Here is a 24,883-nt window from a genome sequence, read left to right as displayed (position 1 = left end):
ACGCTCCTGTGACAATGGGCAGGGCCAAGGCTTGGCCTGCCGCCAGTGGTTCGATACTCACTGGACCACGGGCTGCCGCTTAGGGTTCAACGAATCAGGGGCGGGGCCTACAGGCCCTGTTGCAGCACCGGATCGTCAGGGTTCTGGCGCTCTAGCTCGGCCAGCAGCACCTGGACGTTTTGCAGTTGGCCGGTCTCTTTCCAGTACTGAATCAGCAACAGCCGGGCCCGGCGATTGGCCGGTTGCCGATTGAGCACGGTTTCCAGCTGCTTTTGCGCAGCGTCGACCTGGTCGAGCTCATGCAAGGTCATTGCCAGCGAGTAGCGGTAGTCGGCGTTGTCCGTGTCCAACTCCACCGCACGCGATAAGGCCAGCAGGGCGTACTCGCGTTGATCGTGGCGATTGAGCCAGAGCCCGAGTTCATATTGCAGAAAGGCCGAGTCGGGGCTCAGCAGCAAGGCCTTGGCCAGCACCTGGCGGGAGGCGTCGTGATGGCCCTGGCGCTCCAGCAGGCGTACCTGGGTTGCCAGCGCGTCCAGATTGCCCGGTGCAACCTGCAGGGCGCGTTGCAAGGCTGTAGCAGCCTGGGTGTAGTCGTTTTCGTGCAGGTACAGGCGCGCCAGGTGCACCTGCGCGTCGGCGTCTTCTGGCTGCTGCTCCAGCGCCTGCTGATACTGCTCAAGGGCGGCCTGCAAGGGGCCGAAGTACAGGCCTATGGCGTCCGGGTCGAGGCCGAGCAAGGCGTCCACGGCAGCGAAACGTACACTTTGATCCGCATCATCGAGCAACGGGCCCAGCACCAGGCTGCGTTGCGCGGCGGGAAGCAGGCGGCGGATACCGGCGATGGCGGCTCGGCGTACCAGCGGGTCAGCATGCTCCAGGTCCAGGCGCGCGAGTTTCAGCGCCTGGGGGGAGGGGTAGTTGGGCAGCTCGGCATACAGGGCCGCACGGCGGATTGGGGCCAGGTCGTTACGTTGCAACTGCTGGTACAGCACCCGCGCTGCCCCCGGCAAGCCTTCATGGGCCTGGCGCAAGGCCTTGGCGTAGCTGTGCGCGGGCAGCGTAGGCGGGGCCGGCTGGTCGTCTCGCGGTAGGTAGCTGATCATGGCCGACACCAGAATCAGCAGCAGCAAGGCGATCAGGTAGCGGTTGCGTCTGGGCATCGGACGGTCCGTGGCGGCAGGAAGGGCAGAGCTTGGGGCAGCTAGGGGGCAAATGCAACCGCTGAAGGCTTGGCGGTGCCACGGCCGTCACAGCCCGTACAAGGCATCAAAAAAAGCCCCGCAGGCCGAGGCCAGCGGGGCAAACGGTTGGGGGAGGAACCAACCAAAGGAGTCGATAAAGCGGGTGAAATCAGCGCGTGCTGGCCACCGTTTCAGGTTGCCAGCCACCGCCCAAGGCTTTGTAGATCGAGACGATACCGCGGTACAGCTCGACCTCACCTTGGGCTTGGGCATCTTCAGCGCTGAGGCGTTCACGTTCAGCGTCGAGCAACACCAGGTAGTCCACCGTACCTTCGCGATAACGGATCGACGCCAGCTCCGCAGCCTTGCGGCTGGCGTCACTCTGGCGCATCAGCGACAGCAGGCGCTGCTGCGTCTTGTCGTAATCGCTGAAGGCATTAGCCGACTCTTCCAGGGCAAGCAGCACCTGCTGCTCATAGTTGGCCAGGGCGCCTTCGGCGTCAGCCTTGGCACCGCGCAGGCGGGCCCGTACGCTGCCCAGGTCGAAGGCCGCCCAGGTGATGCTCGGGCCAAGGCCCCAGGCATTGGCTGCCGAAGACCCGATCTGCGAGCCGCGTGCGGCGGTAAAGCCGAGGAAGCCACTAAGGCTGACCCGCGGGAACAGGTCAGCGGTGGCGACACCGACGTTGGCCGTGGCGGCCGCCAGCTGGCGTTCGGCACTGCGGATATCCGGGCGGCGACGCAGCAACTCGCCAGGGTCGCCCACCGGCAGCGCTTTGGCGATCGCCGGCAGGGCCTTGGGCGACAGGTCGACGCTCAGTGCATCCGGGCGTTGGCCAAGCAGGGTGGCGATGCGATGGCGGGCGCGCGCCTGTTCGGCCTGCAGCTGCGGCACGGTGGCCTCGACGCCAGCCAGGCGCGCATCGGCCCGCACCACGTCGAGTTCGTTGCCGACCCCGGCATCGCGCAGGGTTTCGGTGATGCTGCGCGATTCTTGCTGGGTCTTGAGGTTGGCCAGGGCGATGTTCTCGCGCAACTGCGCGCCACGCAGTTGGCCGTAGGCGTCGACCAGTTCGGCGATCAGGCTGACCTGCAACTGCTGCAAGTCGGCTGCGGCAGCGGCTTCCTGGGCTTCGCTGGCTTCGATCTGGCGCTGGATACGGCCGAACAGGTCAAGCTCCCAAGCCATGTCCAGGCCCAGGTCGTAGCGTTCGCTGTTAACCCGCTGCTCAGTCTGGCCGGGGACCTGGCCCTTGCCGATTTCGCTGCTGGCACGGCTGGTGACCACCGGCAACTGGTCGTTCGAGGCGTCCTCACGGATCGCACGGGCCGACTTCAGCCGGGCAAAGGCCACCCGAAGGTCACGGTTGCCGTCGAGCGAGGCCTGCACCAGTTGGTTCAGCACCGGGTCGTCGAACTGCTTCCACCAGATGCTTTCGAAGCGGCTGCGGTCGTAGGCCTTGGCCTGCATTTCAGTGTCGAAATGGGCAGGCTCGGTGGTCGGCGTCTTGTAATCCGGGCCCACCGCACAGGCCGCCAGGGCCAAGGCCAACAGGCTCGGGGTCAGGGGCTTGAGCATATTCATGCGTGGCTCTCCAGCGATTGAACGCGTTCAGCTTTGCGGGCCTGGCGGCGTTCGACGAAACGGCGGATCAGGAAGAAGAACACAGGCGTCAGGAACAGCCCGAATACAGTGACGCCGATCATCCCCGAGAACACCGCGACACCCATGGCGTGGCGCATTTCCGAGCCGGCACCGGAGGAGAACACCAGCGGTACCACGCCCATGATGAAGGCGATCGAGGTCATCAGGATCGGCCGCAGGCGCAGGCGGCAGGCTTCCAGTACCGCAGCCAGCGGGTCGAGGCCCTTGGCTTGTTCATCCTTGGCGAACTCGACGATCAGGATCGCGTTCTTGCACGCCAGGCCCACCAGTACGATCAAGCCGATCTGGGTGAAGATGTTGTTGTCGCCACCCGAGATGATCACCCCGGTAATGGCCGACAGCAGGGTCATCGGCACGATCAGGATCACCGCCAGCGGCAGGCTCCAGCTTTCGTACTGGGCGGCCAGCACCAGGAAGGCCAGCAGCACGCAGAGCGGGAAGACGAACAGCGCGGTGTTGCCCGAGAGGATCTGCTGGTAGGTCAGGTCGGTCCACTCGAAGGTCATGCCGTTGGGCAGCTCTTCCTTGAGCAATTTTTCAATGGCTGCCTCGGCCTGGCCAGAGCTGTAGCCCGGTGCCGCCGCGCCGTTGATCTCGGCAGTGATGAAGCCGTTGTAGTGCATGACGCGGTCAGGCCCGGAGGTGTCGCTGACCTTGAGGAAGGTCGCCAGCGGGATCATCTCGCCCAGGTTGTTGCGCACCTTCAACTGGCCGATCTGCTCGGCGTCGAGACGGAACTGCTGTTCTGCCTGAACGTTGACCTGGTAGGTACGGCCAAAGCGGTTGAAGTCGTTGGTGTACAGCGAGCCCAGGTAGACCTGCAGGGTGTCGAAGATGTCATTGATCGCCACGCCGTGGGTCTTGGCCTTTTCGCGGTCGATGGCTGCATCGACCTGTGGCACGTTGACCTGGTAGCTGGTGAACAGGCCAGCTAGCTCTGGCACGTTGTGGCTCTTGGCGATGATGTTCTGGGTTTCTTTGTACAGCGCTTCGTAGCCCAGGTTGCCGCGGTCCTCGATCTGCAGGCGGAAGCCGCCGATGGTGCCCAAACCTTGAACCGGCGGAGGCGGGAAGATCGCGATGTAGGCGTCTTGGATGTCGGCGAACTGGGCATTCAGCGCGGCGGCGATGGCGGCTGCCGACTGGCTCGGGTCTTTACGCTCGTCGAATGGCTTGAGCGGGGTGAACACGATGCCGCTGTTCGGGCTGTTGGTGAAACCGTTGATCGACAGGCCTGGGAAGGCCACCGAGTCGGCAACACCCGGTTGCTTCAGGGCGATTTCGCTCATGCGCTTGATCACCGCCTCGGTGCGGTCGAGGCTGGCGGCGTCCGGCAGCTGGGCGAAGGCAACCAGGTACTGTTTGTCCTGGGCCGGCACGAAACCGGTCGGGGTGGACGAGAAGCCCAGGTAAGTCAGGCCCATCAGGCCGGCGTAGACGAACAGGGCGATGCCGCTGGAGCGGATGACCCGGCGCACGCCGCCAACATAGCTGTGGCTGGCACGGTCGAAGAACCGGTTGAACGGCGCGAACAGCCAACTGCCCAGCAGCTTTTCCAGCAACCGCGAGAAACGGTCCTTGGGCGCGTGGTGGTCTTTGAGCAGCACAGCCGCCAAGGCCGGCGACAAGGTCAGCGAGTTGAATGCCGAGATCACGGTCGAGATGGCGATGGTCAGGGCAAATTGCTTGTAGAACTGGCCGGTAAGCCCGGAAATGAACGCCGCAGGTACGAACACGGCGCACAGCACCAAGGCGGTGGCGATGATCGGCCCGGTCACTTCGCTCATGGCCTTTTGCGTGGCTTCCAGCGGTTTCAGGCCAAGCCCGATATTACGCTCGACGTTCTCCACCACGACGATGGCGTCGTCCACCACGATACCGATGGCCAATACCAGCCCGAACAGCGACAAGGCATTGAGCGAGAAGCCGAACAGGTGCATCACGGCAAAGGTACCGATCAGCGACACCGGCACGGCCAGCAGCGGAATGATCGAGGCGCGCCAGGTCTGCAGGAACAGGATCACGACCAGGACGACCAGGATCAGCGCTTCGAACAGCGTGTGCACTACCGCTTCGATCGAACCACGGACGAACACAGTCGGGTCATAGACGATGCTGTAGTCCATCCCCTCAGGGAAGTCCTTCTTCAGCTCGGCCATTTTCGCCCGCACTTCGTCGGAGATGTCGATGGCATTGGAGCCTGGGCGCTGGAAGATTGGGATCGCCACCGCCGGCTGGTTGTTCAGCAGCGAGCGCAGGGCGTACTGGCTGGAGCCCAGTTCGACCCGAGCGATGTCTTTCAGGCGGGTGATTTCGCCATCGGCCCCGGCACGGATGATGATGTTCTCGAACTCTTCCTCATTGACCAACCGGCCTTGGGTGTTGATCGACAGCTGGAAGCTGGTGGAGCCGGGGGCGGGCGGGGCGCCCAATTGGCCGGCCGCAACCTGGCGGTTCTGCTCACGGATGGCCGCAACGACGTCGCTGGCGGTCAGGTTGCGCGAAGCGGTCTTGTTCGGGTCGAGCCACACGCGCAGCGAGTAGTCGCCCATGCCGAACAGCTGCACATCACCCACGCCGCCCAGGCGCGCCAACTCGTCCTTGATGTTGAGGATGGCGTAGTTGGACAGATAGAGCATGTCGTAGCGGTTGTCCGGCGACGTCAGGTGCACGACCATGGTCAGGTCGGGCGAGGCCTTGTCGACGGTGATACCAATGCGCGTCACTTCCTCCGGCAGCTTGGGCTGGGTACGGGTGACACGGTTCTGGACCTGCACCTGCGCGTTGTCCAGGTCAGTGCCCAGGGCGAAGGTGATGGTCAGCGTCAGCTTGCCATCGGCGGTGGACTGGGAGGACATGTACAGCATGTTCTCCACGCCGGTGATGGCCTGCTCCAGCGGCGCGGCGACCGTTTCACCGATCACCTTGGGGTTGGCGCCCGGGAAGTTGGCACGCACCACCACTGTAGGCGGCACTACCTCGGGGTATTCGCTGATCGGCAACTGGAACAGCGAGATCGACCCTGCGATCAGCAGTACCAGCGACAGTACCGCCGCAAAGATCGGCCGGGTGATGAAGAATTTCGAGAAGTTCATCGGTGTGGTCCCTTAACCGCGTGGCGCTTGGGCGCTGGCGACTTTTACAGTGGCGCCCGCTACCTTCGGCGCCGGGTTGCTGGCCTCCAGGGCCTGGCGCTGTTGGGCGAGGGCGGCGAGGGTCTGCTCGCTGGCCATCGGGGTGTCTTCCGGGGTTACCGTGGAGCCTGGGCGCACACGCTGCAGGCCCCTGACCACGATGCGGTCGTCCTTGGCCAGGCCGCTGCGCACGATGCGCAGGCCTTCTAGCTTCGGTCCTAGCTCTACCGCGCGGTAGGCGGCTTTGTTGTCCTTGTCCATCACCAGCACGAACTTCTTGCCAAGGTCGGTGCCGACGGCTTCGTCGTTGATCAGCACGGCGTCGTACTGGGCGCTGCCGACCAGCTTCAGGCGGGCATACAGGCCAGGGGTGAACTGGCCGTCGCGGTTGTCGAACACGGCGCGGCCACGGATGGTGCCGGTGCGCGGGTTGACCTGGTTGTCGACGAAGTTCATCTGGCCCAGGTGCGGGTTGCCGGTTTCGTTGGTCAGGCCGAGGTACACCGGGGTGGCCTGGCCACGCTGGCCTTCACGCGCCAGCTGGGTGTACTTGAGGTACACGCGCTCGTCGGCGTCGAAATAGGCGTAGACCTTGTCGGTGGAGACCACGCTGGTCAGCGGGGTGACGTCGGCGGTGACGATGTTGCCGGCCGTGAACTGGGCACGGCTGACCCGGCCGCTGATGGGCGCGGTCACGCGGGTGAAGCTCAGGTTCAGGCGGGCCAGGTCGAGTTGGGCCTGGATCGCATCGACCCCGGCGCGGGCTTCGGCGGCGGCGCTGCTGCGCGACTCGGCAAGCTCGGCGGAGATCGCGTTGCTGTCACGCAGGCGCTCGCCGCGGCGGGCTTCGTTGGCGCTGCGAATGGCTGTAGCCTTGGCTTGTTGCAGTTGGGCTTCGAGGCGGCGGACCTCTGCCTGGAACGGGCGTGGGTCGATCTGGAACAGCAGGTCGCCTTTCTTGACCTGCGCGCCCTCGGTGAAACCAACCAGGTCGATCTGGCCCGAGACCCGTGGCCGCACTTCGACGGTTTCTGGGGCTTCGAGGCGGCCGGTGAACTCGTCCCATTCGTTGATCGGCTGCTCGATCACCTTGGCCACGCTGACCTTGGGCGCGGCGGGCGCCTGCACGGCGTCGGGGGTTCGACCGCAAGCGCTGAGCACTACGACTGCCAGGGCAGCGAGTGGAAAGCGCAAGGGTTTGAGTGATTGTTCCATGGAGAACTCCGCCAATGTATTAGTAGTGGGCGGAGTGTGAGTGTCTTGCGCGTGAGGCACGAATCGAACGGGGCGAAGGTTATTATCACGCTGAATGATATGTCGGGATATTTCATCGATGCTGGGCATGGTAGGGTGCCCTTGTCGGCCCTTTCGCGGGGCAAGCCCGCTCCCACAGCAACCGTGTCAATGCTTAAGGTGGCGCATTTCCTGTGGGAGCGGGCTTGCCCCGCGAAAGGGCCGGTGCAGGCACCCTCGTATGTGACTCAAGGCCTCGTAGTGAAAAGCACCCCCCAATTCCCCAGGCCCCTCGGCATCGTCTGCCTGGGCATCCTGCAAATCCTGGTCTGGGGCGGTTCGTTCTTCCTCATGGCCGTGATGGCCGACCCGATCAGCCGTGACACTGGCTGGCCCAGCCAGTGGGTGTACGGCGCGTTGTCGCTGAGCCTGATGGTCTCGGCGCTGTGCGCCCCGTTGTCCAGCCGCCTGGTCGCCCGCTACGGCGGCCGCCCGCAAATGGCGGCCAGTGGTGCGGTGGTTGCAGTGGGCCTGCTGATCATGGCTGCCAGCCACAGCCTGTTGGTGTTCTTGTTGGCCTGGGCGGTGATCGGTGTGGGCATGGCCATGGGGCTGTACGAGGCCCTGTTCTCGACCCTGGGCGGCCTGTATGGCGAGGGTGCTGGCAAAGCTATCACTGGCATCACCTTGATTGCCGGCTTTGCCTCGACCCTGTCGTGGCCGACCGTAGCCTTGGCCATCGAGCACCTGGGCTGGCGCATGACCTGCGTGTGTTATGCGGTCGTGCTGCTACTGGTGGTAGCCCCGTTGTATTGGCGTGTATTGCCGCCAGGCGGGCAGGTCGAGGTGCGCAAGTCGCAGCAGAACAGCGCTGCAGTCGGGGTAGATCGCCAGCTCTACCTGCTGTTGACCGGCATGTTCGCCATTGGCGCGATCATCATGACGGCGATTGCCGTGCAGTTGGTCGCCGTGCTCCAGGGCCTTGGGCATTCGCTGCCGGTGGCGATCGGCCTGGCGGCGATGCTCGGCCCCAGCCAGGTGGCCTCGCGGGTGCTGCAGATTCTGGCGGGCAAGCGTCACCCGATCTGGACGGCGCTGGCCTGGGTAAGCCTGGTGCTGGTGGGCTTGCTGCTGGTGACGCTGGTGCCGGCGGCCACGGCCGTGGGCCTGCTGGTATTCGGCTGCGGTAACGGCTTGCGAGCGATCGTGCGCGGGCTGTTGCCGTTGGCAATGATGCCGCCCGCGCAGTATGTGCTGCTGATGGGGCGCATGTCGCGGCCTTCGCTGATCGGCCAGGCCCTGACGCCGCTGGTGGGTGGATATCTGTTTGAGCACTTTGGCTCGATGGGGGTATTGGTGACCTTGTGCCTGCTGGCACTGGTCAATGTGGTGCTGGTGGGCATGGTGATGCGGCGGGTAAGTGCTGGCGCTTGAAAAGGTTGAGTCCCTTTGAGATCAAGCGCCAGCAGCATTTCCCTAATGGCGTTGCCAGACTTCGCCTCGCTCGCTGACTACCCAAGGCGCTTGCTCAGCGTCGATAAGTACACCACCAACCCAGCGCGGGGGAGGCGCCTGATCCAGCCAATTGGCCTGCCCGTCGAGAACGCTTTCGCCCAGTGCAGTCAGCCTCAAGGGCCGTTGCGCCCAGCCCTCTCCTGAGCCTTCCAGCAACAGCGGGTGCGGTGCATGGATCAGCGGTTGCAGCAGCACGTGGAACATCAGGTCGCCCAGGTAAGGCAATGGTTCATCGTGCATCATCAGTTGTGCAAACACTCGGCCGGCCGGGCGCTCACCCTTTTGCGCGAGAATGCGTAACAGCAAGCGCTCTGTGAGACTCAGGCCATCCTTTGCCCCTGGCAGTTCCTGCAACTGTCGCGCAAGTGCTGCGCTTAATTGGGGTAAAGACGGGTGCTTCTGAGCCGCAAGGGCAGCCCAGGCGCGTGGGTCTGGTGCGGTATAGGCAGCCCAAGCCTGCTTCGCTAACGCTAGGGCGTCTGGGCCCAAAGGCCGCCGTTGTGGCCAAAGCCAGGCAAGCAGGTCGGGGGCGAGTTGGCCGATGCCGATGAAGCGCTCGACGCCGGGCACCTCGGTAATTTCGATCAGTTCGAGCCGCCGCGGCAGGCAGGGCAGGCTTGCCAGAACTCGGATCAAAAATAGCTGATCGTAAGCATCCCCTTCGCACCAGAGCACAACTTCGCTGTCAGCGTTCAACTGTGCCAGTGCCGCGCGCTGTTCAGCCTGGCGCTGCTCGACGTCCTGCGCGCCAAGGTTGAACGCCTGTTGCGTATACGCGGCACGCACGGGCCAGTACTCATCTTCTGGCAGTGCCGGCACCGGCCCCATGACCATCGGGTCGTCGAACATGTGAAACGCGCCGTTAAAGCCCACTGTGCGCAAGCTATGGGCGATGTCATTGCCGCAGCGCCAGTGCTGCACGGTGGCCTCGCCATCGGCGGTGAAGTTTGGGTGGCGCGCTGCAAAGGCGACAGCGTCAGCATGCGCCTTGAGCTTTGGCCAACTGGCAAAACCCGTCTCACGGGCCAGCAGCCACTGGGTGTCGGCGAGCCGGTAGTGCGGGCCGGCCAGGCCGAGTAGGCGCAGTTGGGCGCGCGCTTCCTCGGCCTCGCCGTTGTTTAGCGCTTTCAGCAAGCGTTTGGCGCGTTTGCGCAGGTCGGCCAGATCGAGCAGGCCGTGATGACGGGAAGCATGGATGGCGGGCATGCCAACTCCTTTGGGGCTCGGTCCGCCGACAAGCCGGGAGCTGGAATGAAAATGAGATGAAGCGTGGCTTGGGCACCCCTTCGCGCGGACCGCAGGCGCAGCGAACGCCTTAGGGCGGACTCTAGCGGCTAGTGGGCGGTGAAGCAATGGCCTGCCGCGTATCTGAGCGGTTGATCGGGAACTTCGATGGCATGTTCAGGTCGATAGCGTCTTCTTTCGAACCAGGCCCACCTGGACCCGTCGAGTGCGTTCCTCATGCCAAGCAAGCGTATGCTGTCGGCCTTAACCCTGTTGTTCAGTATCACCGCGTGCGATTTCATCACCGCCGGTGAGCGCACGGCGCCTGCAAGCAGTAACACGGCCTCGACCCTGCTGATCGAAACAGCCTCCAGGCAGTACGCAGAAGGCAAACTGGACCAGGCTGCCGCCACGCTGGAGCGGGCGCTGCAAATCCAGCCGAACAACCCCGCCACGCTGCACTACCTGGGTGTGCTGCGCCTGCAGCAGGGGCAATACGAACAGGCTGAAGTGTTGGCGGCGCGCTCCAACCTGCGGGTTGGACGCAACGTGGCCTTGCGCAATCGCAATCTGCAATTGATCGAGGCGGCGAACCAAGCCCGGATTTCGGGTACGCCGCCGGGTGCTGTAAAGGCGTCGGCCGTTCAAGTAATACCCGCGGAGGCCAGCCCGGAGCCCGCGCTATCAGTCTCCCTAGCTGCTGCCCAGCAACGCCAGGGCGTTGCCGGTCAGCAGCGCGTGGGCATGCCTGAATACCTCATGGACGAAACTGCCTTCGAGGTACCGCGGGGCCACAGGCCGCCGCCAGGCAAATGCCGAATCTGGTACCCCGATCGCCCACCTGGGCACCAACCCCCGCCGGGCAAATGCAAGAAGCTGCAAAAGCATGTTCCAGCGGGTGCCTACCTACTGCGTCACTGATGACCGGGGCGCACGTTAACGGACAACATGAAACCCATGCGTACCGTCACGCTCTAGCTGGGCGATCAGGCCGAACTCCCAGTCCAGATACCCTTGCATGGCTTCACGCGGGTTGTCGGTGCCTTCATACGGCCGGCGATAGCGGTCGCTGCGCGCCACTGCCAGGTGCGTTTCGCCACTTTCCAGCGGTAAGCCCGCAGCAATCCAGCGCGCAGTGCCGCCCTCCAGCACATACACCGGGGTGTGTGTCAGGGCCTGCAAGTCGACCGCCGCAAAGCGCGCCAGCAAGCTGCTGCCGCAGGTGAGCACGTAGCGTTCGGCAACCGGCAGGTGCTCCAGCACCTGCGGCAACTGCGCTCGGATCGCCCAATGGGCACCTGGGATGTGGCGTTTGACGTAGTTGGCGCTGGTGGTGAAGTCCAGCAGCACCGTGCCTGGCGCTTGCAGCCAGGTCTGCAACTGGTCGACGTCGATCTCGTTCACCTGGGGCTGTTCCGGCAAGGGCGCCTGCCAATCGCCGGGCTCGCTGAAATCCGCTGCCGACAGGCCGTCCAGCACGGCGACCTGCCAGCCCATCTGGGACAGCCACGAGGCACTCATGTTGGCCCGCACACCGTCGTCATCCACCAGCACGATACGCGCGCCGCGCACGCTGGCGACATGGTCGGTCTCTTGCACCAGTTGCCCGCCGGGGACCGAGCGGCTGGCCGGTAGATGCCCCTGGGCAAACTCTTCAGGGGTACGCACATCGAACAGGTAGGTGGTGCGGTGGGGCTCTGCCTGCCAGGCCGCCAGGCCATCGCGAGTCAGCCGCGCGACTGCGGCACGGTCGGCCACGGCGCGGGCACGGCCGGCGGCGCTGGCGCGGGTGGTGTCGCTGACGGGGGCAAAGCTGCGTTGCTGGCCGTGAGCCAGTTGCTGGCCGGCAAGCGTCCAGCCGATGGTGCCATTGCGCAGTGCCGCCACCGGGTTGGGGATGCCGGCGTTGACCAGTGATTGGGTGCCGATGATGCTGCGGGTACGCCCCGCGCAGTTGACGATTACCTGGGTGGCGGGGTTCGGCGCAAGCTCGGCCACGCGCAATACCAGTTCGGCCCCCGGCACACTGATGCCGCCGGGGATGCTCATGGTCTGGTACTCGTCGAAACGACGGGCGTCGAGCACCACCACATCGGCTTTGGCATCGAGCAATGCCTGCACCTGCTCGGCCGCCAACGACGGCGTGTGCCGCTCGCTTTCAACCAGCTCGCCAAAGGCCTTGCTTGGCACGTTGACGTCACGGAACAACTCGCCGCCAGCCGCGCGCCAGCCAGCCAGGCCGCCCTCGAGCAGTGCCACATCGCTGTAACCCAACGCCGACAGGCGCGCGGCAGCCAGCGTAGCCAGCCCTTCACCGTCGTCATACAGGGTGATGGCGGTGTCACGCCGCGGTACCCGGGCGAAGACTTCCAGCTCCAGCTTCGACAGCGGGATGTTGGCGGCAAACAGCGGGTGTTCCTGGGCGAACGGGTCTTCCTCGCGAACATCGATCAACGCCAGCTCTTCATGGGCCAGCAAGGCCCGGCGAATGTCATGGAAGGAACGGGTGGCGACAGTACTCATGGGGCTGGATTCTCTTTGGACAGGTCCCAGATGTTGGGCAGGAGGGTATTGGAGTAGCCGGAGATGAAGGGTTTTTCAGTGCCGTCGGCCAGGTACACCGCCCGGCTGACCGCGCCGATATTGGCGCCGTAGACGTGGATGCTGATCGACACCTGGTCGTCGAAGGCGTTACTGACCTGGTGAATGTCGCCGATACGCGGCGAAACCGCTTCGACATGGCCAGGGTCGATCCGCACCGGCGCACCGGCCGGCAGCAACGCACCTTGCTCGCTGCGGGCGAAACCTTGCGAATATTCAGCGCCGCGCAGCATGCCGATCAGCCCCCAGACCCGGTGATCGTGAATCGGCGTCTGCTGCCCTGGCCCCCAGACGAAGCTGACGACAGAGAAGCGTTGGCGCGAGTCGCAATGCAGCAGGTATTGCTGGTAGCGGCTTGGGTCCGGTTGGGCGAGGGCTTCGGGTAACCAGTCGTCATGGGCGACCAGGCTGCGCATTAGGCCTTGGCCTTGGTCGAGGAGGGTGGCTTCGTCGGGGGCTCGGTCAAGCAGCTCCGAAAGCGCACCGATGAAGTGTCGAAGGCGCTCCAGGCGCAGGGGTTGGCTCATGGTTCAGGCTCGGCTGACGGTTTCGGTTAACCCTAGCAAACTCGCTGAATATTCACAAAAGTAAAATTAAGCATAAGCTAATATGCAAAAAATGCATTTACAGGCTCGCCTATCTGTTTTGAAATAGGCCACCGTCGGAGGCATTAGGTTATGCCTAGAACGAATTTCCCACAGGGTTTATACATCTATAACTTATAAATAGAGCGCTGCTTAGACTCAAAGCGCATACCAATTTCATTTATCAAAGCGAGACCGCACGGGCGGATCGACTACCTAGTTGCGCCTTTATTGGCCCTGGAGACGAACGTGCGATACCTCAAGCAACTGGCCGCCGGTGTGCTGGCCACCTCACTGAGCCTGGCCGCCGCCGCGCAGACCCTGGTGGTCGGCGATCAAAGCTTTAATGCCCGTGCGGTGATGGAAGCCGCCGGCGTGCTCGATGACGTGCCCTATACCCTGGAATGGAAGCAGTTCACTGCAGGCTCCCCGGTGGCTGAAGCCTTGAATGTCGGCAGCCTCGACATTGGCCTGCTGGGCGATGCGCCGCCGCTGTTCCTCGGTGCCTTGGGGGCACCGATCAAGGTGATTGCGGTGAGCCGGCAGAACCTCGACGGGGTCGCCATCCTGGCGCGCAAGGATTCGAACATTCACAGCCTTGAAGACCTGCGCGGCAAACGCGCGGCCCTGTGGAAAGGCTCGTGGAGCCAGCAACTGCTGTTCAGCGCCCTGGACAAGGCCGGCGTGCCCCGCGATGCACTGGAACTGCGCTACCTCAGCGCGCTGGATGCCTCGCACGCCCTGGATGGCGGTTCGGTGGACGTGATCGCGACCTGGGAGCCCTATGTCACCCAACAGGAGCGCCAAGGCGCCAGGGTGCTGGCCACAGCCGAAGGCTTGATTCCGGCCCAGAGCTTTGTGGTGGCCAATGCCAAGGCCGTCGACGCCAAGCGTGCGCAGATCACTGATTTTCTGCAGCGTTTGAAGAAGGCCCGTGATTGGACCTTGAACAACCCAGCCAACACCGAGGCCTATGCCGACGCCTGGGCCAAGCGCACCCGCGCCGACCGCGACATTGCCCGGGCCTGGTTCGCCCGCGCGCGCACCGACGTGGCGCCACTCAACCCCCAGGTGATTGTCGATGCGCAGAAGACCGTGGACTTCTTTGCCGGGCTTGGGCTGATCAAGGCCTACCCGGCAGCGAGCCTGTTCGATACCTCGTTTGCAGCGGCGCTGGCCAACGACCATTGAGTTTGGCTGTGCCGGCCTCTTCGCGGGCAAGCCCGCTCCCACAGGGACCGCGTCGACGCTGAAGATGGCGCTTTTCCTGTGGGAGCGGGCTTGCCCGCGAAGAGGCCGGTACAGCCCCATCACTTCAGAGGACTCCCCATGACCACCCGCAAAATCAAACTCGGCGCCCTGACCATGGGCTGCGGCGGCCCTGGCCGCCATAACCTCTGGCTCGACCCCGAGCTGCCGGCGGATGCCAGTGTCAACATCGACTGGTACATCGACATCGCCCGCCAGGCCGAGGCTGCGCTATTCGACCTGATATTCATCGTCGACAGCCAATACATCACCCCCGGCTCACCTTCGCATTACCTCAACCGCCTTGAGCCGCTGACCCTGCTCTCGGCCCTGGCCGTCACCACCCGGCATATCGGGCTGGTCGGTACCCTGACCACCTCCTACAACGAGCCCTATAACGTTGCCCGTCGCCTTGCTTCGCTGGACCTGATCAGCAAAGGCCGCGCTGGCTGGAACGTGGTGACCAGCGGCGATGCCGGCACCGCGGGTAACTATGGCCGTGACGAGCATTACGACTACGACACCCGCTACGCCCGCGCCGAGGAACACGTGCAAGTGGTGCAGGGCTTGTGGCATTCCTATGAAAACGGTGCCTTCCCGCGTGATCGCGCCACGGGCCAGTTCCTCGACCCCTCGAAGCTGCATGCGCTCAACCACAAGGGCGAACACTTCTCGGTGGTGGGGCCCTTGAACATCCAGCGTTCGCCCCAGGGCCAACCGGTAATCTTCCAAGCTGGCGACTCGCAGCAGGGCCGCGATCTGGGCGCCGCCACCGCTGATGTGATCTTCACCCACGCGGCCAGCATCGAGCAGGGCCAGGCCTTCTATCGTGACGTCAAGGAACGTGCCGCGCGCCTGGGGCGAGACCCGGAGCAGTTGCTGGTACTGCCAGGTGCAGAAATCTATGTGGGCGACACCGATGCCCACGCCCGTGAGATCGAGCGCCACTACCACCAGCAGGACCACAGCTTCGAACTGGCACTCAAGGAGTTCGGGCGCAATTTCGGGTGGCACGATTTCACCCAGTACGACCTCGATGCGCCGTTCCCTCAGGAGAGCCTGGAGCATGCCCGCAGCAGCTTCTTCACCAATGCCAAGCGTATTGCCGACCAGGCGCGGGCGCAGGGCTTCAGCTTGCGCCAGGCGGTGGAGTTCGGCCGCCAGTTACGCCCGGGGGCATTCGTCGGCTCCGCCGAAACGGTGGCGGCAAAAATGACCGAGTGGTTCGAGGCGCGGGCGCTGGATGGCTTCAATATCTACATTGGCCATCCAGGCCAGTTCCGCCGTTTCACCGAAGAAGTGGTGCCATTGCTGCAGGCACGTGGCGTCTACCGCACCGCGTATGAAGGCACGACATTGCGCGAAAGCCTCGGCCTTAGCCTTCAGTGAATGCTCGAGGCCAATTCGAAGATCGGCATGTACATCAGGATCACGATAAAGCCGATCAACAGGCCAATGAACGTCATCAGCAGCGGCTCGAACAGCTTCACGAACCATTCCACCCAGCGACCAATCTCCTGGTCGTGAAAGTCGGCGCAACGCTCAAGCATTTCGCCAAGGTTGCCCGACTGCTCACCGGCGCGCAGCAGCCGCAGCGACACTGGCGTCACCAGTTGCCCAACTTCCAGCGCATCGGACAGCGGCAACCCCTCGGCCACGCGCTGGCTGGCCTGTTCAAGGCCCTGCGCGGCGGCGCTACCCAGCAGCCCGCGGGCCATGCCCATGGCCGTGAGGATTGGAATACCGCCTTGCAGGAGGATGCCCAGCGAGCGGTAGAAGCGCGCCAGTTCGTACATCATCAGCCGCTGGTGCAGCGCTGGCATGCGCCTGAGCTGGCGCGCTGCCCAGCGCCGCACCAGCGGGTGGCGGCGCAGCAGCACCAGGGCGGTGATGCTCGCCACGCTGCCCAGCGCCAGCGGCAGTTGCTGGGCATGCAAGAACAACCCGATCTGCATCAGCAGGCGTGACAGCCACGGCAGCTCGGTGCCCATGCCTTCGAACACCTGGCTGAAGCGCGGCACCACGTAGCCGAGCAAAAACAGCACCACGCCACCACCGACCAGCAACAACAGCAGTGGGTAAACCGACGCCCCCACCAGTTTCTGCCGCACCAGGTCCAGGCGTTGCCGGTAGGCGATATAGCGGCCGAGGGCGTCGCCGAGGGCGCCAGTGCGCTCGCTGGACTGCACCAGCGCCACGTACAGGGCCGGGAATATCCTGGGCTGGCGGCCCAGCGCCTGAGACAGCGAGTGCCCCTCGTACAGCTGGCGCACCAGTTCGCCGAGCACCTTGCGCGAGGCCGCAGCGGGGGCTTTTTCCGCCAGGCTTTCCAGAGCATCGATCAATGGCAAGCCAGCGTTGAGCAGGGTCGACAGCTCCTGGCTGAACAACACCAGGTCAAAGCTCGCTTCGCGGCGCCAGGCCATGCCGCGCAAGGCGCTGCCCTGGCCCTTCACGCTGACCACCCGCAAGCCTTGATCCTCGACCTGGCGGCGCGCCTGGTCGGCATCTTCGGCATCGATCTGCAATTGCACCACGCCCTGTCTGCCCAGGGCCTTGAGGCTGTAGCGCATGGCCGAGCTCCTTATTGCCAGCTGGTGATTTCGGCGTTCTCACCGTCGCCACCGGGCTGGCCGTCCTTGCCCATCGACAGCAGGTCGTACTCGCCGCCGTTCTCACCGGGTTGCCGGTAGATGTAGGCGCGGCCCCACGGGTCCTGCGGCACGGCCTTCTGCAGGTACGGGCCGGTCCAGCGGGCCTCGCCGCTTGGGGCGATGACCAGTGCCTGTAAGCCTTGTTCACTGTTGGGGTAATGCCCGACTTCCAGGCGATAGAGGTCCAGGGCTTTGCTCAAACCCTCGATCTGCGCCCGCGCCACCTTGACCTCCGAGCGGCCAAGCTGGCTGAAGTACTTGGGCGCGACGATACCGGCCAGCAGGCCGAGCACAACCAGCACCACGAGGAGTTCGAGCAGGGTGAAGCCACGTTGGGGGTTGGATCTGCGCTGCATGGTGATGCCCTCCGCTGCGTAGGAACATGCTGTGGCAGGCACCATGCAACAGCCGTGCACGTCTGCCTCGGGGCCTTGCGCCATGCGGTGCAGGAAGCGGCACAGTGCTTGCGTCGTGGTCTGCAACCTCGGGTTTTCCGGGGCATTTCCCCCACATCGGGGGCCACGACGAAGAGGCGACCGACATGCGTGGACTTATCCTGGGTTTGATCTGGCTGGCGGCGGGTGCCGCCCAGGCCGATGTGTACATCTCCATCGATGCCAAGGGCGGCTACGTACTGACCAACGTCCATCGGCCCGGGCGCCAGTATCAGCGGGTGATCAGCGAACCGCTGGCCCAGGCGGGCGCTGCCGGTGCGCAAATGATCACCGGGCGGCCCTATGCCGAGCTGGTGGCCGCTGCAGCGTTGGCCCACAACGTGCCGCAAGCACTGCTGCATGCGCTGATCAAGGCTGAGTCGGGCTACAACCCCAAGGCCCGCTCGCCGGCGGGCGCGGTGGGGCTGATGCAGCTGATGCCCGATACCGCGCGTGAGATGGGCGTGGAGAACGCCCTGGATCCTGAGGACAATGTACAGGGTGGGGCACGCTACCTGAAACGCATGCTGACCCTGTTCGACAATGACATCACCCTGGCTGTGGCCGCCTATAACGCCGGCCCCGACGCGGTGCTGCGCCGTGGGGCAGTGCCACCGTACGCCGAAACCCGCCGCTACGTGCCCAACGTGCTGCGCGATTACCGCAAGCTGCAAGGGCTGGCGGACGACTCGCCGCTGTAGGCGCGCGACGTGGCCGAGCAGCGCGGCGGCCACCCTTCGGCGGATGACATCAATTTAGAACCATGGTTCCCCCAACTCTGGGCTATAACCTTCAAAGGTGCCCAGCTGTGGAGTCCGCCATGGACATCGCCCCCCGTTCCGACGCCCTTGGAGTGCCTGCCGGTACCGAGGCGACAGCCCCACGCAAGCCGTTCAACCTGCTGCGCTGGTATGCCTGGGTCAGCCTGGCCATCATCCTTTCGGTCGCGGTCGGGCTGGGGCTGATCTCCAGCCGTTTCATCATCGATGAAAGCGTCGAGCGCGATGCGCTGCTGTCCGCTCAGTTCATCACCTCTATCGCTGATGCTGAAGTGCGCCATGTGTCGATCCCCAATGTGCGCACCATGGGCGAATTGCTGGACCCGCGCACCGATCGCACGGCGCTGCCGGATGTCGACCCTGATGCCCGGCGCAAGGCTAGGGGCGAGTTTCTCGACCACATCGCCCACCTGCCGGACATGCTGCTGGCCAATATCTATGCGCCGGACCGCACGGTGATCTGGTCGACCAACCCGGCGCTGATCGGCAAGTTGATCGAAGGCGACGACGACCTGGACCGCGCCTTCGAGTACAAAATGCGGGTCTCGGCCAGCTACCACGACTTCGAACGGGCACGCGAAGAGCAAAAGTTCGTGACCCTGCCTGAGCAGTTGTTCATTGAAAACTACATACCGCTGTTCGACGCCGATGGCGAGCACGTCACGGCCATGGTGGAGATCTACAAGGAACCGCATGACCTGATCGTGCGCATCGAACATGGCCTGATCCTCATCTGGCTGGCGATCACCGTCGGCGCCGGGCTGGTCTATATCGGCCTGTACGGCATCATGCGCCGCGCGGCCAAGCTGCTGGCGGTGCAGCAGAAACGGCTGATCAACAATGAAACCTACGTGGCCTTGGGCGAGGTGTCTTCGGCGGTGGCGCACAGCTTGCGCAACCCGCTGGCGAGCATCCGCTCCAGTGCCGAGCTTGCGCAGGCGTTCGACGAGGGCCCGGCGCAAAGGAACATCAACGATATCATCAGCCAAGTCGACCGCATGTCGCAGTGGATCCGCCAGCTGTTGCAGTCACTGCGCCCGCTCAATGACGAGGCGGTGGCGGTGGACCTGCCGCAGGCGCTGCAGGAAAGCCTGCAGACCTTTGCCGTGCCGCTGGCGCGCAGTGGCGTCACCCTCGACCTGCAACCGTTACCGGCGGTTCAGGTGTTGGGGCACCCGGCGTTACTGCGGCAGATTTTCAGCAGTTTAATTGCCAACGCACTGGAGTCGATGGAGCAGGGCGGGAAGTTGCGTGTCGAGGTGGTGCGCCACGACCGGCGCGGCCTGACGCTGCGCCTGTCCGATAGCGGCAAGGGCATGACCGAGCAACAGCAGCGCATGGCCTTCAGGCCGTTCTTCACCACCAAGCAGGGCGGGCTGGGCGTTGGCTTGGTTCTGGTCAAACGCATCATGGAGCGCTTTGGTGGCGCGGTAAGGTTGAGCAGCAGCCTAGGGCATGGCACCCGCGTTTCGCTGAATTTCAGGTTGGCCAAGTCTTCTTAGTGGGCTTTAGGTTCAGATCGCAAGTATATGATTTATAACAGCTAGATTTTTTTGGGTAATGGTTACCCAAAAGTGGGGACTGAAGCTTGACCAGGGTTTAATAAGTTATCTCAAGTGATTGAAAAATATGAATATGTCTTTTCTTTAGCCTGCTGGCTGATTTTTTGCAACGTGAGCATGGCAACAACGGGTCGCCTTGGCGACCTAGGTGAAGTGCCATTAAATTGCTACTAATCGTGGCAAGAGTGCGCTTCAGAACGGACGCCCAGCGCGGGAACCCCTCAATGCAGATGCTGGAAAACGAAGTGCCCGACAAAGCGTCTGCGGCCACCCGTGGTTTTGCGGCGCCGTTGCGCGAGTTCAACCTGTTGCGTTGGTTTTCGATCATCAGCCTGGTGATCATCGCCACGGTGGCCGGTGGCCTGGGCTATGTGTCGACGCGCTTCGTGGTGCGCGACAGCGTGGAGCGCGATGCCATGCTCACCGCTCAGTTCATCCAGGCCATGGCCCAGGCCGAGGTCCGCCATTCGCAACTGCCGCCGGGCACCACCATGGGCGAACTGCTCGATCCGCGCCTGGACCTGCAACACCTGCAGTTCACCCCGGCGTTGGCCGAATCGACCCGTGTCGAGTTCCTCGACCACGTCGAACACCTGCCCGATACCCTGCTGGCCAACGTCTACGCCCGCGACCGGACCATTGTCTGGTCCACCAACCCTCAGTTGATTGGCGAGCGGATCGAGGAGGACGGCGACCTGGAGCGCGCGTTCCGTTCGCGCAAAGCGGTGTCTGCCAGCTACCACCAGGCCGAGGACGACCGTGAAGAACAGAAGTTTCTGCGCGAACCCAAGTACCTGTTCATCGAAAACTACATCCCGCTGTTCGACAGCCAAGGCGAGCAGGTGCTGTCGATGGTGGAAATCTACAAGGAGCCGCAGGACCTGATCCGGCGTATCCAGCGCGGTTATGTATTGATCTGGGCCTCGACCCTGATGGGTGGCGCGCTGATTTACTTTGGCCTGTTCTGGATCGTGCGCCGGGCGGCGCTGATGCTCAACCAGCAGCAAGACCGCCTGGTAGCCAGTGAAACCTACGTGGCACTGGGCGAAATGTCCTCTGCGGTGGCCCACAGCCTGCGCAACCCGTTGGCCAACATCCGCTCCAGCGCCGAACTGGCCCAGGAGATCGCCAACCCCACCGCACAGAAGAACATCACCGACATCATCAGCCAGGTCGACCGCATGTCACGTTGGGTGCGCGACTTGCTGGTGTCGTTGCGCCCGACCAGTGACGAGCCCGAGGCCGTGGACCTGGTCGCATCCATCGAGGACACCCACCTGGCCTTCGCCCAGCAGATGGCGCGCAACGGCGTGCAGTTCTGCTACGAGGGCCCCGACGTGCAGTGTGTGGCCAGCCAGCCGCTGCAGCTGACGCAAATCCTCAACAGCTTGTTTTCCAATGCCCTTGAAGCCATGCCGGCAGGGGGGGTGCTGCGCGCCCAAGTGAACGTGCAGGACGGCCAACGCGCCGTGCTGCTGCTCAGCGATACCGGCAAGGGCATGAGCCAACAGCAGGAACGGATGGTGTTCAAGCCGTTCTTCACCACCAAGCAGGGCGGCCTCGGTGTAGGCCTGGCCCTGGTGCAACGCATCATGGAGCGTTTTGGCGGCTCGGTCAGCCTGAGCAGCCGCGAAGAGGAAGGAACCCGCGTAAGCCTTACTTTCAATATCGCAGCGGGAGGGGACCATGGAACACAGCATCCTGGTAGTCGAGGATGATGAAATCCTTGCTGACAACATTCGCACCTACCTGAGCCTCAAGGGTTACGAGGTGACGGTCTGCCACAGCGCGGAGCTTGCGCTGGAGCAGATCAAGCAGGCCCAGCCCGATGCGGTGCTGACCGACAACTCGTTGCCAGGCATGAGTGGGCATGACCTGTTGCGCGTGCTGGTGGCGCAGGCGCCCGCGCTCAAGGTCATCATGATGACCGGCTACGGCAATGTCGAAGACGCGGTGCAGGCCATGAAGGAGGGCGCCTTTCATTATCTGACCAAGCCGGTGGTGCTGGCCGAGCTTAAACTGACCCTGGACAAGGCCCTGGCGGCTGAAAGGATGGAGCGCACCTTGTCGTTCTACCAGGAGCGCGAGGCGCAGAAGTCCGGGCTGCAGGCACTGATTGGCGAGTCGCCGGTGATGCACAGCCTCAAGCACACCCTGCGCCAGGTGCTGGACGCCGAGCGGCGCATGGCCAGCGACGACCTGCCGCCGGTGTTGGTAGAGGGTGAGACCGGTACTGGTAAGGAACTGGTGGCCCGGGCCCTGCATTTTGATGGCTCGCGCAGCAAGGGCCCATTCATCGAATTCAACTGCGCATCGATCCCGGCCAACTTGCTGGAGGCGGAGTTGTTTGGCCATGAAAAAGGCGCGTTCACCGATGCCAAGGAGCGTCGCGTAGGCCTGGTCGAGGCCGCTGATGGCGGCACGCTGTTCCTCGATGAAATCGGCGAGATGGACCTTGTGCTGCAGGCCAAGCTGCTCAAACTGCTGGAGGATCGCAGCATCCGCCGCATTGGCGCGGTCAAGGAGCGCAAGGTCGACTTGCGGGTGATCAGCGCTACCAACTGCAACCTCGAACAGATGGTGCAGCAAGGCAAGTTCCGCCGCGACCTGTTCTTCCGGCTACGCATCATCGCCTTGAAGGTACCGCGGCTGTATGCCCGGGGGCAGGATATCCTGCTGTTGGCCAGGCATTTTTTAGCGCACCACGGGCGGCGCTATGGCAAGCCGAACCTGCGTTTTTCCGCCGAGGCAGAGGCCCTGATGCTGAGCTACAGCTGGCCTGGCAACGTGCGCGAACTGCGCAACATGCTGGAGCAGACGGTGTTGCTGGCACCCAATGAGGTGGTGCAATCGCATCAGTTGAACCTGTGCATGACGCTGATCGACGAGCCGTTGATACAGCAGCAGGCGCCTGCAGTATTTGAGATGCCACGGCATGAGCCAGAGCCGGGTACCAGCCTGCCGGACATGGAGCGGGATTTGGTGTGCAAGACCTTAGACCGGACTGACTGGAATGTGACCAAGTCGGCGCGGATGCTGGGGCTGTCGCGGGATATGCTGCGTTACCGGATCGAAAAGCTCGGGTTGACCAGGCCAGACAAGCGGCAGTGGTGAGCATTGCCCCCTTTTCTTAGGCCAAGCGCGCGCTCTGGGTAGGAGCAGCCTTGTGCTGCGAAGAGGCCGGCAACTACACAGTGAATCTTCGCTGCTGGCGCCGGCCTCTTCGCAGCACAAGGCTGCTCCTACAGGGGGGTCAAGGGTTGCCCGTGCTCGTGCCTTGGCGCCCAGTACCTTCCGAGCCACTGCCATCCATCCCTGGCAAATCCCGCCCATCATTCTGGGTGGCCGGCGGGCTCTTGGGGTCATTGCCCTCGATCCGCGGGTCGGTGTCGCGTGGCATCGGCTTTTCAATCGGGTTGAGCGTGCTGTCTACACCCGGTGTCGGCGCTGGGTTGTGCGGGTCGTCGGGGTAGGTGGGCCCAGTGCCGACCGCCAGGGCCAGCGGTGAAACCAGTACGGCTGCAAGCAGGAAGGTGCGGATCATGGGGCAAGCTCCTTTGCATCGGGATGGGGGCAAGGCTTCTATTTCGATTGGGCCATTAAGCCCGCGCCTGGTGCCCCCACCCCGATCAACGGTCACACCACCATCGACAGCAACATGATGAAGATGATGCCGACCACCGAAAGGATGGTCTCCATCATGCTCCAGGTCTTGAAGGTCTCGGCCACGGTCATGTTGAAGTACTGTTTCACCAGCCAGAACCCGGCATCGTTGACGTGTGACAGGATCAGCGAGCCGGCGCCAGTGGCCAGCACCAGCAGCTCACGGTTGACCCCAGGCACCAGGTCGATCACCGGTGCCACGATGCCCGCGCCCGTGATGGTCGCGACCGTCGCCGAACCCGTGGCGATGCGGATCACCGCCGCCACCAGCCAGGCCAGCATGATCGGCGAGATTTCGGCCTGCACGGCCATTTGCCCGATCACGTTGCCGACACCGGTATCCACCAGCATCTGCTTGAAGCCGCCGCCGGCACCGACGATCAGCACGATGGCGGCGGTGGGCGCCAGGCTCTGGTCGAGCATCTTCATGATCTGCTGGCGGTTGAAGCCACGCGCCGCGCCGAAGGTGTAGAAGGCCAGCAGCAACGCAGCGAGCAGGGCGGTGATGGGGTGGCCGATCAGGTCCATCCATTGGCGCACGATGTGCTCGGCCGGCAGGACCACGTCGGCGAAGGTCTTGAGCAGCATCAACGCCACTGGCAGCAGTACCGTGACCAACGTGATGGTGAAGCTCGGCAGGTTGCCCTGGTCGGACTCCTTGGCGATCTGGTCCATCAGCTCCTGGGACGGGTTGCCCGGGATATAGCGTGAAATGAAGTTACCGAACAGCGGGCCGGCAATGATCGCGGTGGGCAGCGCGACGATCAGGCCGTAGAAGATGGTCTTGCCGATGTCGGCATGGAAAATGCCGATCGCCAGCAACGGCCCCGGGTGCGGCGGCACCAGGCCGTGAACCACGGACAGGCCGGCCAGCAGCGGTATGCCGATTTTTACCAGCGAAACGCCGGAGCGCCGGGCGACGATGAACACCAACGGGATCAGCAACACGAAGCCGATCTCGAAGAACAGCGGAATACCAACCAGGAAGGCGGCGAACATCATGGCCCAGTGCACGTTCTTCTTGCCGAAGGCGCGGATCAGGGTCTGGGCGATCTGGTCGGCGCCGCCGGAGTCGGCCATCAGCTTGCCGAGCATGGTGCCCAGCGCGAGGACGATACCGACGAAGCCCAGAACGCCGCCGAAACCGTCCTGGAACGATTTCATCACCTTGGCCACCGGCATGCCGGAGGTGAGGCCGAGGAAGCCGGCCGCGAGGGTGAGGGCGACGAAGGGGTGCACTTTGAAATGGGTGATCAGCAGGATCAGCCCGACGATGGTGACCAGTGCGTCGAGCAGCAGGAAGGTATCAGTAGCCAGTCCGAACATGGTTTTAATGCCTCGGTCTTATCGTTGTTTTGGGCGTAACGTTATGAAACTTTCAGGCGCTTTCATTGGTCGAGAC

General features: G+C 63.7%; 19 protein-coding genes. 8 read left to right on the top strand and 11 right to left on the bottom strand.

Annotation, left to right across the window (positions count from 1 at the left end; genetic code table 11):
* Positions 1-107 precede the first annotated feature (107 nt).
* The 4 genes from ACMCNM_RS16965 to mexE all read right to left on the bottom strand — a co-directional run bounded on the left by ACMCNM_RS16965 (position 108) and on the right by mexE (position 7,199).
* Complete coding sequence (locus ACMCNM_RS16965; protein ID WP_412764994.1) at positions 108-1,163, bottom strand: tetratricopeptide repeat protein; 1,056 nt, start codon at positions 1,161-1,163, stop codon at positions 108-110.
* Positions 1,164-1,353: 190 nt separating this feature from the next.
* The gene (locus tag ACMCNM_RS16960; protein ID WP_027593417.1) at positions 1,354-2,769 is read right to left on the bottom strand and encodes an efflux transporter outer membrane subunit; all 1,416 of its coding nucleotides are present in this window, start codon (positions 2,767-2,769) and stop codon (positions 1,354-1,356) included.
* A complete protein-coding gene (locus tag ACMCNM_RS16955) occupies positions 2,766-5,945 on the bottom strand; it encodes an efflux RND transporter permease subunit (RefSeq protein WP_027593416.1) in 3,180 nt (1,059 codons plus the stop codon). Before ACMCNM_RS16955 ends, ACMCNM_RS16960 begins: the two co-directional genes overlap by 4 nt.
* 12 nt (positions 5,946-5,957) lie before the next feature.
* Positions 5,958-7,199: a multidrug efflux RND transporter periplasmic adaptor subunit MexE gene (mexE, locus tag ACMCNM_RS16950; RefSeq protein ID WP_027593415.1), complete on the bottom strand. Its 1,242-nt coding sequence runs from the start codon at positions 7,197-7,199 to the stop codon at positions 5,958-5,960.
* Between the two features lie 330 nt (positions 7,200-7,529).
* Between mexE and ACMCNM_RS16945 the strand changes: the two genes are divergently transcribed.
* Positions 7,530-8,651 (top strand): MFS transporter, encoded by a 1,122-nt coding sequence (locus ACMCNM_RS16945; protein ID WP_412765933.1) that lies wholly within the window; start codon positions 7,530-7,532, stop codon positions 8,649-8,651.
* A 42-nt stretch (positions 8,652-8,693) separates the two neighbouring features.
* Here the strand turns inward: ACMCNM_RS16945 and ACMCNM_RS16940 are convergent, their stop codons facing one another.
* Entirely contained in the window at positions 8,694-9,938 is a 1,245-nt protein-coding gene (locus ACMCNM_RS16940; RefSeq protein WP_412764993.1) for a DUF1835 domain-containing protein, read from the bottom strand.
* 255 nt (positions 9,939-10,193) lie between these two features.
* Between ACMCNM_RS16940 and ACMCNM_RS16935 the strand changes: the two genes are divergently transcribed.
* A complete protein-coding gene (locus tag ACMCNM_RS16935; protein WP_412764992.1) occupies positions 10,194-10,877 on the top strand; it encodes a tetratricopeptide repeat protein in 684 nt (227 codons plus the stop codon).
* A 15-nt stretch (positions 10,878-10,892) separates the two neighbouring features.
* On the opposite strand, the gene ACMCNM_RS16930 is transcribed toward ACMCNM_RS16935, so the two are convergent.
* Both ACMCNM_RS16930 and ACMCNM_RS16925 read right to left on the bottom strand, forming a co-directional pair.
* The gene (locus ACMCNM_RS16930; protein WP_412764991.1) at positions 10,893-12,479 is read right to left on the bottom strand and encodes a rhodanese-related sulfurtransferase; all 1,587 of its coding nucleotides are present in this window, start codon (positions 12,477-12,479) and stop codon (positions 10,893-10,895) included.
* On the bottom strand, positions 12,476-13,084 hold the full coding sequence (locus tag ACMCNM_RS16925; protein WP_027593410.1) for a cysteine dioxygenase: 609 nt from the start codon (positions 13,082-13,084) through the stop codon (positions 12,476-12,478). Before ACMCNM_RS16925 ends, ACMCNM_RS16930 begins: the two co-directional genes overlap by 4 nt.
* A 306-nt stretch (positions 13,085-13,390) precedes the next feature.
* On the opposite strand from ACMCNM_RS16925, the gene ACMCNM_RS16920 reads away from it, so the two are divergent.
* Both ACMCNM_RS16920 and ACMCNM_RS16915 read left to right on the top strand, forming a co-directional pair.
* Positions 13,391-14,332, top strand: coding sequence for an ABC transporter substrate-binding protein (locus ACMCNM_RS16920; RefSeq protein ID WP_085272929.1), 942 nt, complete (start codon positions 13,391-13,393; stop codon positions 14,330-14,332).
* 138 nt (positions 14,333-14,470) lie between these two features.
* Entirely contained in the window at positions 14,471-15,778 is a 1,308-nt protein-coding gene (locus ACMCNM_RS16915; protein ID WP_085272928.1) for an LLM class flavin-dependent oxidoreductase, read from the top strand.
* Here the strand turns inward: ACMCNM_RS16915 and ACMCNM_RS16910 are convergent.
* Positions 15,772-16,962: a type II secretion system F family protein gene (locus tag ACMCNM_RS16910; RefSeq protein WP_027593407.1), complete on the bottom strand. Its 1,191-nt coding sequence runs from the start codon at positions 16,960-16,962 to the stop codon at positions 15,772-15,774. The genes ACMCNM_RS16915 and ACMCNM_RS16910 overlap by 7 nt on opposite strands.
* Positions 16,963-16,973: 11 nt before the next feature.
* The gene (gspG, locus tag ACMCNM_RS16905; RefSeq protein ID WP_027593406.1) at positions 16,974-17,399 is read right to left on the bottom strand and encodes a type II secretion system major pseudopilin GspG; all 426 of its coding nucleotides are present in this window, start codon (positions 17,397-17,399) and stop codon (positions 16,974-16,976) included.
* A 185-nt stretch (positions 17,400-17,584) separates the two neighbouring features.
* On the opposite strand from gspG, the gene ACMCNM_RS16900 reads away from it, so the two are divergent.
* The 4 genes from ACMCNM_RS16900 to ACMCNM_RS16885 all read left to right on the top strand — a co-directional run bounded on the left by ACMCNM_RS16900 (position 17,585) and on the right by ACMCNM_RS16885 (position 22,932).
* Entirely contained in the window at positions 17,585-18,178 is a 594-nt protein-coding gene (locus ACMCNM_RS16900; protein ID WP_027593405.1) for a transglycosylase SLT domain-containing protein, read from the top strand.
* 119 nt (positions 18,179-18,297) lie between these two features.
* The gene (locus ACMCNM_RS16895) at positions 18,298-19,758 is read left to right on the top strand and encodes a sensor histidine kinase (protein ID WP_186678204.1); all 1,461 of its coding nucleotides are present in this window, start codon (positions 18,298-18,300) and stop codon (positions 19,756-19,758) included.
* Positions 19,759-20,042: 284 nt separating this feature from the next.
* Entirely contained in the window at positions 20,043-21,536 is a 1,494-nt protein-coding gene (locus ACMCNM_RS16890) for a sensor histidine kinase (RefSeq protein WP_186678207.1), read from the top strand.
* Positions 21,505-22,932 carry a sigma-54-dependent transcriptional regulator gene (locus tag ACMCNM_RS16885; protein WP_027593402.1) on the top strand — a complete coding sequence of 476 codons (1,428 nt, stop codon included), beginning with the start codon at positions 21,505-21,507 and terminating at the stop codon, positions 22,930-22,932. The genes ACMCNM_RS16890 and ACMCNM_RS16885 overlap by 32 nt, the downstream gene beginning before the upstream one ends.
* A gap of 139 nt (positions 22,933-23,071) precedes the next feature.
* On the opposite strand, the gene ACMCNM_RS16880 is transcribed toward ACMCNM_RS16885, so the two are convergent.
* Together ACMCNM_RS16880 and ACMCNM_RS16875 are read right to left on the bottom strand one after the other, a co-directional pair.
* Positions 23,072-23,362, bottom strand: coding sequence for a hypothetical protein (locus ACMCNM_RS16880; RefSeq protein WP_099454274.1), 291 nt, complete (start codon positions 23,360-23,362; stop codon positions 23,072-23,074).
* A 92-nt stretch (positions 23,363-23,454) separates the two neighbouring features.
* Positions 23,455-24,807, bottom strand: coding sequence for a GntP family permease (locus tag ACMCNM_RS16875; protein WP_027593400.1), 1,353 nt, complete (start codon positions 24,805-24,807; stop codon positions 23,455-23,457).
* Positions 24,808-24,883 lie beyond the last annotated feature (76 nt).

The organism is Pseudomonas sp. NGC7 (assembly GCF_047159675.1).
Classification (GTDB): Bacteria; Pseudomonadota; Gammaproteobacteria; order Pseudomonadales; family Pseudomonadaceae; genus Aquipseudomonas; species Aquipseudomonas kermanshahensis.
Note: the sequence above shows the minus strand (reverse complement) of the source record. Positions and strands in the feature narration are given on the sequence as shown.